The sequence below is a fragment of the Tardiphaga sp. genome (assembly GCF_028290495.1).
Lineage (GTDB): Bacteria > Pseudomonadota > Alphaproteobacteria > Rhizobiales > Xanthobacteraceae > Tardiphaga.
Window position 1 is genome coordinate 1 of the sequence record NZ_JAQGJT010000091.1, and the last position, 11889, is coordinate 11889.

Below are 11889 nucleotides of genomic sequence, written 5' to 3' on the forward strand. Positions count from 1 at the left end.
CCGCGGTCGACGACCTGCTTGACCGCTTCTTCTTTAAATTCCGGGGTAAATCTCTGTGTACTCACAAGCTGCCTCCTATGCTCCAAGGATAGGCTAGGCTTGTCTACCGAAACAGGGGCAGTCCAAACACCCAAATTTGGTGTCCATCAAACCGGCAGCAGCTCAGGCAGACCACCAGGCTACCTAACATCGTTCGCGGTCAGACCGCGCCCAAGCAGATCATGATCCAGGGCGCGATCATCACCAAGGCCTACTATGCGCCCTGGCTGATGCCGTACAAGGATCGCACGTGCGTCCCCGAGACCTACATCCTTGAATAGCTACGTCTGGCTTGCAGCGGGGCTTGGTCCGCTGCAAGCCAGATCCTGGCCCGTTCACTTGGGAACCGGAGAAGCCATCCCGGGCAGGATCGCGATGCCGCCGCGGATTTGGTCATGGGTGGGCTCGGCGAGTCGAGCGATAGCATGTGGCAAGAAACGGCTTCGTTCATTTAGCTATCGTCAGCGCGAACCGGTGAAGGATGCCGGCACAAGGGCGTCACTGTCACGCACATGAAGGGAAACAGCGGCAACGTCGACAGGACGTTGTTTAGCGCCTCGTTGCTCTCGACACCGAAAATGCTGACGTTGGCATAGCGTCCGGCGCCCCTCCAAAGATGGCGCCACTGGCTGCTGCTTTGCATCTCCTGTGCGCGTTCGCGCTCGGTCTTCTTCAACTAGAGCTTTTCTGGATTGAGCCTACTCGCCGTCCTCATGGTGAAGAGCACGCCACTTGGCGCGCGTCTCGAACCATGAAGCGTTTGTCGCCCATCCCGATCGAATGGCGTTGCCATTCGCTGGAGACGCGGTCGAAGGCGACCGCTCCTCAGGATGAGAAATTCTTGCGGAGAGAATGGTCCATCTCAAAACGAAGATGCTCTAATCGACTACATCGGCAGCAAGCCCCGGCGGGATCTGTACGTCCATCTCTACAGGAAAAAAGCATGACTCAAACTCCTGTCTTTGCACGGGATGAATGGTCACGCGGCGCCTAGCCATCACGACGAAAGAACGCGACCCGGTCCATGTCCAGTTCGACGCCAATTCCGGGACCTGTCGGCACCTGCAACATGAAGTCGCCGTAACGCAGTGGCGTCGCGAGAATCTCTTCGGTCAGCAGCAGCGGCCCGAACAGCTCGGTACCCCATGGGAGTTTCGGCAGCACGGAGAACACCTGCGCCGACGCCGCGGTGCCGACACCGCCTTCCAGCATCGTCCCGCCATACAGGCCGACGCCTGCGGCCTCGCCGATCGCAGCCATTTTGACCGCATCGTAGAGCCCTCCGGCCTGGTTGATCTTCAACGCGAATACGTCGGCGCCACCGCGCGCCGCGATGTCAAAAGCATCCGTCGTGCCATGCAGGGCTTCGTCGGCCATGAGCGGCACCGCGAAGCGGCCGCTGAGGCGGGCCTGGGCGCCGCGATTGTCGCGCGACAGCGGCTGTTCGATGAGGTCGACGCCGGCCGCCTCCAAAGCGGGAATGCCGCGCCGCGCTTCCGGCTCGCTCCAGGCTTGATTTACGTCGACTCGCACGCTGGCGCGGTCGCCGAGCGCCTTCTTGATGGCCGCCACATGCGCCACGTCGTCGTCCACGGAACGCAAGCCGATCTTCAACTTGAAAATGTTGTGGCGGCGCGCATCGAGCATCTGCTGGGCTTCCTCAATATCGCGTCTGGTGTCACCGCTGGCCAGCGTCCAGGCCACCGGCAGACTGTCGTGCTGCCGGCCGCCGAGCAGTTCCGACACCGGCAGGTCGAGACGCTTGCCGAGCGCGTCCAGCAGTGCCGTCTCCACCGCACATTTGGCGAAACGGTTGCCTTTGACCCGCCGCTTTACCTCGTTCATCAGCAACGCGACGCGCGACGCAACCCCACCAATGATCGCCGGGGCGATGTAGGTGTCCACGGTGAGCTTGATGCCTTCGGGACTCTCCTCACCGTAGCTGAGGCCGCCGATAGTCGTGCCTTCACCGATGCCGACCGTCCCGTCCGAACACCGGATCATGACAAGGACGAGGGTCTGGCTGTTCATCGTATGCATCGACAGGCGATGCGGGCGGATCGTCGGCACGTCGATCAGGATCGTCTCGACCGCATCGACGCGGATTGTCACGCTGCTGCTCATGATAGGCATCTTCCTGTTGTCCCCGACCGGGCTGACGGATCGCGGAACCGTCACCGGTGATCCGCTGTTCGCAGACTTCGTGCGGGCTATTTCTTGATCAGCGGGCAGCGCGAAGCCGCGAGCGGCTGGAACGCGTCGTCTCCGGAGACCGTTGCAAGCAGCTTGTAGTCGTCCCAGCGCGCTTTGGATTCCGACGGCTTCTTCACTTCGAACAGGTACATGTCGTGCACCATGCGGCCGTCTTCGCGGATCCGGCCGTTCTTCGCGAACATGTCGTTGATCGGCGTTTCCTTCATCGCCTTCATCACGGCGGCCGATTCGACGGTGCCGGCCTTCTTGACCGCGTTCAGGTAGGTCGTAACCGACGAGTAGACGCCAGCCTGTGCCGAGGTCGGTGCGCGCTTGGTGCGCTGCATAAACCGCTTGGCGAAAGCGCGGGTTTCGTCGTTGAGGTCCCAATAGAATGCCTCGGCCAGCAGCAGGCCTTGCGCGGTCTCCAGTCCGACGCTGTCGATGTCGGAGATGAAGGCCAGCAACGGCGCCATCTTCTGTCCGGACTGGGTCAGGCCGAACTCCGCTGCCTGCTTGATTGCGTTGATGGTGTCGCCGCCGGCATTGGCGAGACCGATCACGTTGGCCTTGGAACTCTGGGCCTGCAGCAGGAACGACGAGAAGTCCGACGTATTGATCGGGTGCTTGACGCTGCCGAGCACCTTGCCGCCGGCCTTGACGACGATGTTCGAGGTATCGCGCTCCAGCTCCTGACCGAACGCGTAGTCCGCCGTGAGGAAGAACCAGCTGTTCAGTCCGCGCTTCACCGTGGCCAGGCCCGTGACGCTGGCCAGCGCATAGGTGTCATAGGTGTAGTGGACGATATAAGGACCGCAGGCCTCGTTGGTGAGCCTCACCGCGCCGGGACCATTGAACATGATGATCTTGCCACGCGCTTTGGCCATTTCGGCGGCGGCCAGCGCCGTGGCCGAGCCCGCGACATCGACGATGGCTTCGACGCCCTGGTTGTCGATCATTTCTCGGGTGAAATTCGCGGCGAGGTCCGACTTGTTGAGATGGTCGGCGACGACAATCTGGACCTTGCGGCCAAGCACTTCACCACCGAAATCCTCGACCGCCATCTTGGCGGCGGCCTCACTGCCCGGCCCCGTGATGTCGGCAAACAGGCCGGACATGTCGAGCACGGCGCCCAGCTTAAGCGGCTTGACGTCCTGAGCCGATGCAGCCGAGGCGGCAAAAAACACGACGGATGCCATGAAACCTGAAACCAACTTATTCACATTGTTCTCCCTGAGCGCTCTCGCGATGAGCGCGCTTGATATTCCTGAGTAGCTGATCGCCTGATGGCAGGAATTGCCGTTACTGGCTGCCGCGGATCCCCGCGGCATCGACGATCTGCTTCCACTTGGCGCTTTCCTTCGCCAGATGTGCGGCAAGCTCCTGCGGCGTCGATGCGATCACACGACCGCTGACATCCGCGAAGCGCTTCTGCACGTCGGGATCGGCGAGAATCTTGCGGATGTCCGCGCTGATGCGCTCGGCCAGCGCCGGCTGCATCTGGCCCGGACCAAAAATGGCCCACCAGTTGGCAAGCTCGAAGCCCGGCACGCCGGATTCGTCGATCGTCGGCACGTCCGGCAGTGCAGCGATGCGCTGCTTGGTGGTGACGGCAATGGCGCGGACGCTGCCGCCCTGCACCTGCGGAAGGGCTGTCGAGGCGTTGTCGAACATCAGGTCGATCCGCCCGGACATCAGGTCGGTCAGCGCCGGCGACGAGCCGCGATAGGGCACGTGGGTCAGTTCGACATTGGCCTGCTGCCGGAACATTTCCGCGGCCAGATGCAGAGACGATCCGATGCCGGCGGAGCCATAGGTCGCGCCACCCGATTTTGCCTTCTCCTTCGACAAGACGATCAGATCCTTGATGTTCTTGATCGACGACGAGGCGGGCACCAGCACCACATTCGGTGTCTCCAGCGCTAGGGTCAGCGGTGTCAGGTCCTTTATCGGATCGAACGGCATCGACTTGAAAAGCCAGGGATTGACCGCCACGGCAATCGAGGCGAGCACCAGCGTGTAACCGTCCGGCGCACTCTTGGCGGCTGCGTTGATGCCGATATTGGATCCCGCCCCGGCCCTGTTATCGACAATGACCTGCTGGCCGTAGATTTGGCCCAGCTTCTCGGCAATCGTTCGTCCGATAATGTCGGCGGCGCCGCCCGCCGCGAAGGGGACGATCAACTGGATCGGTTTGGTTGGATACCCCTGAGCCACAGCCCCGCTCGCACCTATCGCCACAGAACCAAATACCGCTACGGCAAACCACGCGCGGGCTAAAAAGGTCAGTTGTGACTGCATGAAGCCTCCCATTTACTCTGTTTTTGCTTGAAATGGGCCGGGCAGTTGCCGCACCAATCCATTATTGACAAGCAGTGGCACGGCAAGCGTCATAGGCCAACACAGCAAAAACTATAGATCCGATAGAAGGATGTAATCGGCCATGGACCCCAGGCGCCTCGGCTATTTTCTGGCAATTGTAGCGCATGGCCGCATGGCAAAGGCCGCAGAGGTCCTTGGGGTCGCCCAGCCGACGCTTTCGCAGCAAATCCGCGCCCTTGAGCAGGATTTAGGTACCGTTCTGTTCGACAGGACATCCAACGGCATGCAACTGACCGCGACGGGACTTGCGCTTCGCGAACATGCCGAACGATTGATCGTCCAGAGCAAGGCGGCACGGACCGCGATTGCCGAACTGGAAGGCGGTATGACCGGCACACTTCGCGTTGGTGTCATACACACCTACAGTATGGCGTTCCTACCACAGATGATCGGCAGTTTCAGCCGTAAGTACCCCAACGTTCGGCTCAAAGTCGAGGCCAGCAACGCACGCAGCGTCGAGCAGCGCATCCTGTCCGGGCACCTCGACGTCGGAATCGCTTTCGATCCGCCACAGCACCTCGAACTGGGGGTCGATCGATTGTTCGAGGAGCGGCTGGTTCTTGTTCTGGCGAAATCGCAAAACCGGCCGCCGCAGCAATCCATTTCGCTGGCTGCGCTCGCACGCCGTCCTCTGGCGCTGCTAACAACGGCATTCGCGACCCGGCGCATTCTCGACGAGTCGCTCGGGCCGGATGTCAAGCTCGATATCCGCGTCGAAATGGATTCGGTCGAGGCGTTGATCGAACTCGCAAGATCGGGAGGATTGCCTACCGTCCTGGCCGATCGAAGCCTGAATGCCCGGAAAGACCTGGCGGTGATCCCAATAGGTCCTCCGTGGATCCGCCGTTCCGGAGCTCTGTTATGGGATGCTCACCGCTACCAGACTGCCGCCGCCCGCGCCTTTATGGCAATTGCCCGAAGCACGACCAAAAGCCTCTAATGGGTCGAAGGGCAGTTTCTGAACAGCACTGACGCAACACGGTCACCGTCCTCTGAGCCCGGCGCATTGGTCTATGTCATAACGACAGACATCTTCCGATCGAAATTGCGGAGACTGACCTCCAGGTTGGCCAGCCCGACTTTTTCAATCGCGCCATGGCTTACGGCCAGGCCGAGCACCTTTTTTAAACGTTTGAGCCCGATGTCGAGAAAGGCTTCTCGCATCTGCGGATCAACCGGAATCTTGAGTTGATCGCCGTCAATTTTGTAAGTGCGCGGCGCTCTAGGATTTGCCTCATAAACAAAATCGATGCAGGCTGCGGCGAACTCGCGTTCTTGCGTCGTCAGATCCACCGTCTGAGCCATTGCTGCTGATCCTCGATCTTTACACGCGATACAGATGAGAAGTCGGCGATTTCAATTATACCTTAGTACGTCTCGACGTGATAGCGCCCGCTCGCCCGCATGCTCGCCTTCAGTTCGCTCCAGTCCATCGAAGCCGCCCGGCAGACGTCGGAAAACGCCTCTTCGACACCGCTCTCCATGCCCTTGAGGCCGCATATGTAGATATGCGTCTGCTCCTCGTTCAGAAGCGCGATTACCTCGGCTGCCTCGCTGCGGATGCGATCCTGAACATAGACCCGCGCTTCGCCGGGGACGCGCGAATAGCAGAAGTGCTTCCCGAGTAGCTTCTCAGGCACTTTCTGCAATGGCCCAAAATAGGGAAGCTCTTCCGGGCGCCGCGCGCCGAAAAAAAGCGTGAGGCGGCCGGGCGCGTTCGGCATCGCGCGGCGTCGCCGTTCCGTAAACCCCCGAAACGGCGCCGAACCCGTGCCGGTGCAAATCATGCAGATATTGGCGGCGGGGTCGTTTGGCAGCAGGAACGTGGCGCCGAACGGGCCGGTAACCTGCACCTTGGCGCCGCGCGACAGGTCGCAGAGATAGTTAGAGCAGACCCCACCTATCTCGCGCTTCACGGTGAGAGCGAGATTATTGGCGTTCGGCTTTTCGCCATCGCGCGAACTGGCAATCGAATAGAGCCGGACCTGATGCGGCTTGCCCTCTGCGTCCGTTCCCGGCGGGACGACGCCGATACTCTGCCCTTCCAGCACCGGAAACGGCTGGTCGCCGAAATCGAGAATCATGTGCCGCACATCCGAATCGGCGTCGGCATGGGTGAGCCGGAAGTTGCCCGTCACCGTGGCCATCGCCGGCTTGCCGCGGTTGTAGAGATTGACGGAAGGCTTACTCGCCGATGGGGGCGCGACCGGCTTGCCGCCGAGGCCCTTACGGGCCTCTTCCAGCAGCGCATCGATATCGTCTTCCAGTGCCTCGACCGCCCCGCCGTCGCTCGCGCTCTCCAACTCTTGCTGAGCAGGAAGATCGCTCCAGGAAAGCTGTTCCTCCAGAGAGTACGGCGCGGCGACGACGCGCCAGTTATCGATCGCCCCTGTGGGACACGGTGAAATGCAGTCCATGCAGTAATTGCAGATGTCGGCATTGACGACATAGTTGTTGTCGTCGTGCGTAATCGCATCGATCGGGCAGCTCTCCTCGCACGTGTTGCACCTGATGCAGATCTCGGGATCGATCAGGTGCTGTTTCAATGGAGCGTTCATCGCGATTCTCAGGCGTTATGCTGCAACGACGGACGGTGAGGGAGCGCGCGGCCCCGTACACCGTCCGACGGTTCGTTGTCAGGCGGCGATTTTGACGTATTCGAAATCGCCGGGCTTGTTGTCGATGCCGACCTTCGGCGCGGCAATCCAGTCGGCGTATTTGCCGGGTTCGCTGACCGCCACCATCAGTGACGAAATGAAGTCGCCGTCCTCCGTCGAGGGCAGGTAATCGCTCTTCGCTCGCGCCCAGTCCCCATCATTGAGGATGATGCCCGTCGGCGTCGCATTCACGTCACGGAATTCGCCGATCTGGCGATGGAAGGCCGTGTGCGGCAGTTCGAAGCGGAAATTGACGCCGGCCTTCTCGATGATCTTGTTCCAGCGCTCAACGCCCTTGGCACAATCTGCCGTGTAATCATCGCGAAGCCGCATGTTCAGTGCGGTCAGCGCCGGTTCGTCGACCAGCTTGATTTCGCCATCGACAAATTTGAGCACCTGGTAGATGTCGTTGGTGAGCCGGTGATCGTCCTCGATCTTCATTTCCTGGAATCGCCCCTTCAATCCGGAGTTGTAGAAGTTCGCGGCGTTGGTGGATACTTCCGAGCCGAACAGATCGAGCGATAGCGAGTAATGCAGATTTATCTTCTTCTGCATCGTGGGGAGGTCAATGACGCCGAGCGCACGCACCTTTTCAATGGCGCTGGGGTCTTCGATTCCCGCCGCCTTCATCGCCTCGCAGGTTCGCTGCAACACACGGCCGACTCCGGTCTCGCCGACGAACATATGGTGCGCCTCCTCGGTCAGCATGAAGCGGCAAGTGCGCGACAGTGGATCGAAGCCGGACTGCGCTAGGCTTTCGAGCTGCATCTTGCCGTCACGGTCGGTGAAGAAGGTGAACATGAAGAACGATAGCCAGTCCGGCGTGGCCTCATTGAAGGCGCCGAGCATGCGCGGCGCATCAGCATCGCCCGAACGACGACGCAGCAAGTCGTCTGCCTCCTCACGACCGTCACGGCCGAAATACTTTTGCAGGAGATAGACCATCGCCCACAGGTGACGGCCTTCCTCGACATTGACCTGGAACAGGTTGCGCAGATCGTACAGCGACGGCGCGGTCTGGCCGAGATGGCGCTGCTGCTCGACCGATGCGGGTTCGGTGTCGCCCTGGATCACCACCAGGCGGCGCAGCATCGCGCGATATTCGCCGGGGACTTCCTGCCAGGCGGGTTCGCCCATATGCTCGCCGAAATTCACCTTGCGCTCGGTATCCTGCGGCGCCAGCAGCACACCCCAGCGATATTCCGGCATCTTGACGTAGTCGAACTTGGCCCAGCCTTTCGGGTCGACCGATATCGCGGTGCGCAGATAGACCAGCGAATCCTGAAAGCCCTCTGGCCCCATATCGTTCCACCAGTCGAGATAGCCGGGGTGCCAGCCCTCGAGCGCCTTGAGCACCTGCCGGTCCTCGGTGAGATTCACGTTGTTCGGAATCTTGGTACTATAATCAACATTCATGATGTTCATGGCATGATCTCCCGTGGGGGTGTCGGTGTTGGCTCGAAGTGCGGAATGCGAATGGCGGCAGACGGCGCAGCTATTGCGCCCATCGCTAGACGCGTGTCATGTCGAATTGTGCTTTCTGTCCGGTGCCATAGCGCCCGAGCGCGCCGTTTTCGCCGACTGCGTTGGGACGCTGGAATATCCAGTTCTGCCAAGCGGTCAGCCGTGAGAAGATTTTCGATTCCATCGTCTCGGGACCGACAAAGCGCAGGTTGGCCTCCATGCCGGTGAGGCTGTCCGGCGAGAAGCTGCCGCGCTCTTCGAAGAATACGCGGACCTCGTCGTCCCAGTCGATGTCGTCCAGCGCAAACGTCACGAGCCCCAACTCCTCGGCAGCTTCGGCATCGAGCGGTTCGCCAATCCGGGCTTCGGCGCGCGCAACATCCTCGGGGTCGGCCTGGAAGCGCGACTGCAGCCGCGTCAGGCCGTGACTCATCGGATACGGACCGAAATTCATCGCGCTCAACACGATCGCGGGCGGAGCGCGGTTGTCACCCTGCTTCTGGCCGACCAGCATGTAGGAGCGATCGGCCGCGAACACGAGCTCGGCCAGTGTACCGACGAAGCATGAGCCGGGCTCGACCAGCGTTACCAGCGTGCGCGACGTGACGTCGATCCGCTTCAGAACCCGCTTCCAGTACTGCCTGATCTCGTTGACCAGCCAGTGCGACTTATTGGCTTCGAGGAAAGCGTCATGCGCCAGCACATTGCCGCTGTCGCCGTGAGACTTGAACACCAGCATCGCGGTTTCGAGTTCATTGATCCGCAGGTGCAGGATCGCGTCGTCGAGTTCGCGCGCTACCTGCAACGACCAGAAGCCGGCAGCCTGCGCGATCATGGCATCGACATCAGCCGGGGCCGAATGGTCCGGCGCCTTGATGGAGATGGTCGCGATGCGCTCGGTGCGGTTGATATCGACGTTCACCAGGCCGTAGCGAATGCCCGCCTCCTCCACGCTGCGGCTGATCGGCGACAGCTTGATGCCCTTCCCGTTGCCGTTACGCTTCGATGCCGCCGCGAATTCTTTCGTGCGTTCCGTGACCTTCGCTTCCAGCTTGCTGTTCGGGATGATTTCATCCACCAGCCGCCAGGAGACGGCGCGCTTGCCCTTGATGCCTTCCTCTATGGTGCAGAAATAGTCCGCATGGTCACGGCGGACCTTGCGCTTGTCGACGACGCGCGTCAGCCCGCCGGTGCCGGGCAGCACCGCCAGCAGCGGCACCTCCGGCAGCGACACGGCGGCGGAGCCGTCGTCGGCCATGATGATGTGGTCGGTGGCCAGCGCCAGTTCATAGCCGCCGCCGGCTGCCGTGCCGTTGACGACGGTAATGAAACGCTGACCGGAATATTCGCTGGAATCCTCGAAGCCGTTGCGCGTTTCGTTGGTGAACTTGCAGAAGTTGACCTTGTGGGCGTGGGTGGCGCCGGCCAGCATGCGAATATTGGCGCCGGCGCAAAACACGCGGTTCTTGCCGGAGCGCAGCACGACCACTTTGACCTCGGGATGTTCGAAGCGAAGCCGCTGCACGGCATCCGCCAGTTCGATATCCACACCGAGATCGTAGGAGTTCAACTTCAGCTGATAACCTTCGAACAGACCACCATTCTCGTCGACGTCCATGGTGAGCGTTGCCACGTCTCCGTCCACCGCCAGCCTCCAATGCCGGTAGCGCGACGGGTCGGTTTGAAAGTCGATGAATTTTGCACCGTTCGCGAGAACGCGTTGCTCAGCAGCCATGATCTACCCTGACTTTATCGGCGTATTCGCCTCGGTTACATGCATAATAATGCATGTTTAGATAAAGTCCAGCGTCATGCTGCCAAAAAGATGTATTTTGTTGCATAGTCCGAGGCGAAGCGCGACGGTGTTTCATCTGCCGCCTGCGATTGTTTTGCGATGACCGCGCGAAGCGCCTGACTGTTAAAAGTCGCGGCAAAACTGGCGGCGGACCCGGTCGCCTGGCGCATCTCGAATTCGGTCAAGTCGGCGAGCGCTTCGCGCAACAACTTGCGCAGCGCGTTTGCCCTGCTCATTTTCCGCTTGAGGTTGGCATTAGCGACCTGAATGCAGGCGCGGAGCAGGATGCGGTCGCGGCCGCCTTGCGGCGCGGCCTTCCAGACCGCTTCGAGAACTTCGTGCGACTCCCAGAAGAACCCGGCATCGTTCAGCGCAAGGCCGTAGCGGAGCGCGGCATCGTTCGACGGCACGAAGCCGTCATATCGCGTCGGCACCAGGGCCTTGGCCTGGCTCAGCGTGTCATGATCGGCGGACTGCCGGCCATCACCGGCAGTCCAGGCCCAACGCGGAAGCGGCATGCCAGCGGCGGTCATAAGCCGTTAAGCTGCGCGCAGCGTACCTTCGCCATGTAAATGAAGCAGCCGGTTGGCGAATTCCGTGACCGCCTTCAACGTCGCATCCGCAGCCTCGCGATGCGGTGAATGTGCCGCACCCGCAATGATTTCGACATCGACAGGGCAATAGCATTCGGCCTCGGCAATCTCGATCTGCTTCATCGTGCCGTAATGATCGTCAGCGCCCTGCACAATTTGCACGGGGACGCGGACATAGGCGAGAAAGTCCGAGATATCCCAGGTGCGGAATGCGGGATCGAGCCACGCACCGTTCCAGCCATAGAAGGCATTGTCGACGTCGCCGTGCCAGCGCGCGAGCTTGGGTTTCAGATCGCCCTCCTCGTACGACTTCTTGATCTCGGCGATCGACTGTACCGAAATGTCCTCGACAACAAAATGCGGAGCGATCAGCGAGATGCCGCGAATGCGATGATCCTGGATGCCGCCGGCATAAATCGTCGCAATCGAGCCGCCATCGGAATGCCCGACCAGCAGTCCGCGCCGAAAGCCGATCGCATCGAGCAGACGCGGCAGAACCTCGAGCGCCTCGACGTGCATATATTCGAGTGGACGCGGCAGCGTCACGGGACTTGATGCGCCGTAGCCTGCGCGTGAATAGACGAACACGCCCGCACCCGTCGCCTGCTGCAGCCTGTCCGGAAATTCGCCCCAAAGCGCAGCAGAGCCGAGCCCCTCGTGGAGCAGCACAATGGTCGGCCCATCGGCCGGCGCTGGACCGATCATGCGGTATTCGAGATCGGACGATCCAATCGTCAGCATGCCAGCAGGCTTCAAGGCGCTCATG

General features: G+C 61.0%; 11 protein-coding genes. 1 reads left to right on the forward strand and 10 read right to left on the reverse strand.

Translation table 11 applies throughout. The features are described 5' to 3' along the window. Positions 1 to 490: 490 nt before the first annotated feature. The 4 genes from JWQ24_RS14980 to JWQ24_RS14995 all read right to left on the reverse strand — a co-directional run bounded on the left by JWQ24_RS14980 (position 491) and on the right by JWQ24_RS14995 (position 4449). A complete protein-coding gene (locus tag JWQ24_RS14980; RefSeq protein WP_299809383.1) occupies positions 491 to 715 on the reverse strand; it encodes a muconolactone Delta-isomerase family protein in 225 nt (74 codons plus the stop codon). A gap of 314 nt (positions 716 to 1029) precedes the next feature. After that, positions 1030 to 2163 carry a muconate/chloromuconate family cycloisomerase gene (locus JWQ24_RS14985; protein WP_299809386.1) on the reverse strand — a complete coding sequence of 378 codons (1134 nt, stop codon included), beginning with the start codon at positions 2161 to 2163 and terminating at the stop codon, positions 1030 to 1032. Positions 2164 to 2249: 86 nt separating this feature from the next. Next, positions 2250 to 3455: an ABC transporter substrate-binding protein gene (locus JWQ24_RS14990; RefSeq protein ID WP_299809388.1), complete on the reverse strand. Its 1206-nt coding sequence runs from the start codon at positions 3453 to 3455 to the stop codon at positions 2250 to 2252. Positions 3456 to 3534: 79 nt separating this feature from the next. Continuing rightward, positions 3535 to 4449: a tripartite tricarboxylate transporter substrate binding protein gene (locus JWQ24_RS14995; protein ID WP_299809390.1), complete on the reverse strand. Its 915-nt coding sequence runs from the start codon at positions 4447 to 4449 to the stop codon at positions 3535 to 3537. 226 nt (positions 4450 to 4675) lie between these two features. Between JWQ24_RS14995 and JWQ24_RS15000 the strand changes: the two genes are divergently transcribed. After that, positions 4676 to 5554, forward strand: a complete 879-nt coding sequence (locus tag JWQ24_RS15000; protein ID WP_299809393.1) for a LysR substrate-binding domain-containing protein — start codon at positions 4676 to 4678, stop codon at positions 5552 to 5554. A 71-nt stretch (positions 5555 to 5625) separates the two neighbouring features. Here JWQ24_RS15000 and JWQ24_RS15005 read toward each other — a convergent pair whose 3' ends face one another. From JWQ24_RS15005 to JWQ24_RS15030, 6 genes are all read right to left on the reverse strand, one after another. Beyond that, the gene (locus tag JWQ24_RS15005) at positions 5626 to 5919 is read right to left on the reverse strand and encodes a hypothetical protein (protein WP_299809396.1); all 294 of its coding nucleotides are present in this window, start codon (positions 5917 to 5919) and stop codon (positions 5626 to 5628) included. A gap of 62 nt (positions 5920 to 5981) precedes the next feature. Further along, the gene (gene boxA / locus JWQ24_RS15010; protein ID WP_299809399.1) at positions 5982 to 7172 is read right to left on the reverse strand and encodes a benzoyl-CoA 2,3-epoxidase subunit BoxA; all 1191 of its coding nucleotides are present in this window, start codon (positions 7170 to 7172) and stop codon (positions 5982 to 5984) included. A gap of 78 nt (positions 7173 to 7250) precedes the next feature. Further along, positions 7251 to 8696: a benzoyl-CoA 2,3-epoxidase subunit BoxB gene (gene boxB / locus JWQ24_RS15015; RefSeq protein WP_299809402.1), complete on the reverse strand. Its 1446-nt coding sequence runs from the start codon at positions 8694 to 8696 to the stop codon at positions 7251 to 7253. A gap of 85 nt (positions 8697 to 8781) precedes the next feature. Beyond that, entirely contained in the window at positions 8782 to 10470 is a 1689-nt protein-coding gene (gene boxC, locus JWQ24_RS15020) for a 2,3-epoxybenzoyl-CoA dihydrolase (RefSeq protein WP_299809405.1), read from the reverse strand. A gap of 74 nt (positions 10471 to 10544) precedes the next feature. After that, a complete protein-coding gene (locus tag JWQ24_RS15025) occupies positions 10545 to 11063 on the reverse strand; it encodes a DUF309 domain-containing protein (RefSeq protein ID WP_299809408.1) in 519 nt (172 codons plus the stop codon). Positions 11064 to 11069: 6 nt separating this feature from the next. Continuing rightward, positions 11070 to 11888, reverse strand: coding sequence for an alpha/beta hydrolase (locus JWQ24_RS15030; RefSeq protein WP_299809410.1), 819 nt, complete (start codon positions 11886 to 11888; stop codon positions 11070 to 11072). Position 11889: the final 1 nt, after the last annotated feature.

Bases quoted from the DNA above. Each gene is read 5' to 3' on its own strand.
- JWQ24_RS14985 (WP_299809386.1), bottom strand. From the start codon at position 2,163: ATGAGCAGCAGCGTGACAATCCGCGTCGATGCGGTCGAGACGATCCTG.
- JWQ24_RS15000 (WP_299809393.1), top strand. From the start codon at position 4,676: ATGGACCCCAGGCGCCTCGGCTATTTTCTGGCAATTGTAGCGCATGGC.
- JWQ24_RS15005 (WP_299809396.1), bottom strand. From the start codon at position 5,919: ATGGCTCAGACGGTGGATCTGACGACGCAAGAACGCGAGTTCGCCGCA.
- boxA (WP_299809399.1), bottom strand. From the start codon at position 7,172: ATGAACGCTCCATTGAAACAGCACCTGATCGATCCCGAGATCTGCATC.
- boxB (WP_299809402.1), bottom strand. From the start codon at position 8,696: ATGAACATCATGAATGTTGATTATAGTACCAAGATTCCGAACAACGTG.
- boxC (WP_299809405.1), bottom strand. From the start codon at position 10,470: ATGGCTGCTGAGCAACGCGTTCTCGCGAACGGTGCAAAATTCATCGAC.
- JWQ24_RS15025 (WP_299809408.1), bottom strand. From the start codon at position 11,063: ATGACCGCCGCTGGCATGCCGCTTCCGCGTTGGGCCTGGACTGCCGGT.
- JWQ24_RS15030 (WP_299809410.1), bottom strand. From the start codon at position 11,888: ATGAGCGCCTTGAAGCCTGCTGGCATGCTGACGATTGGATCGTCCGAT.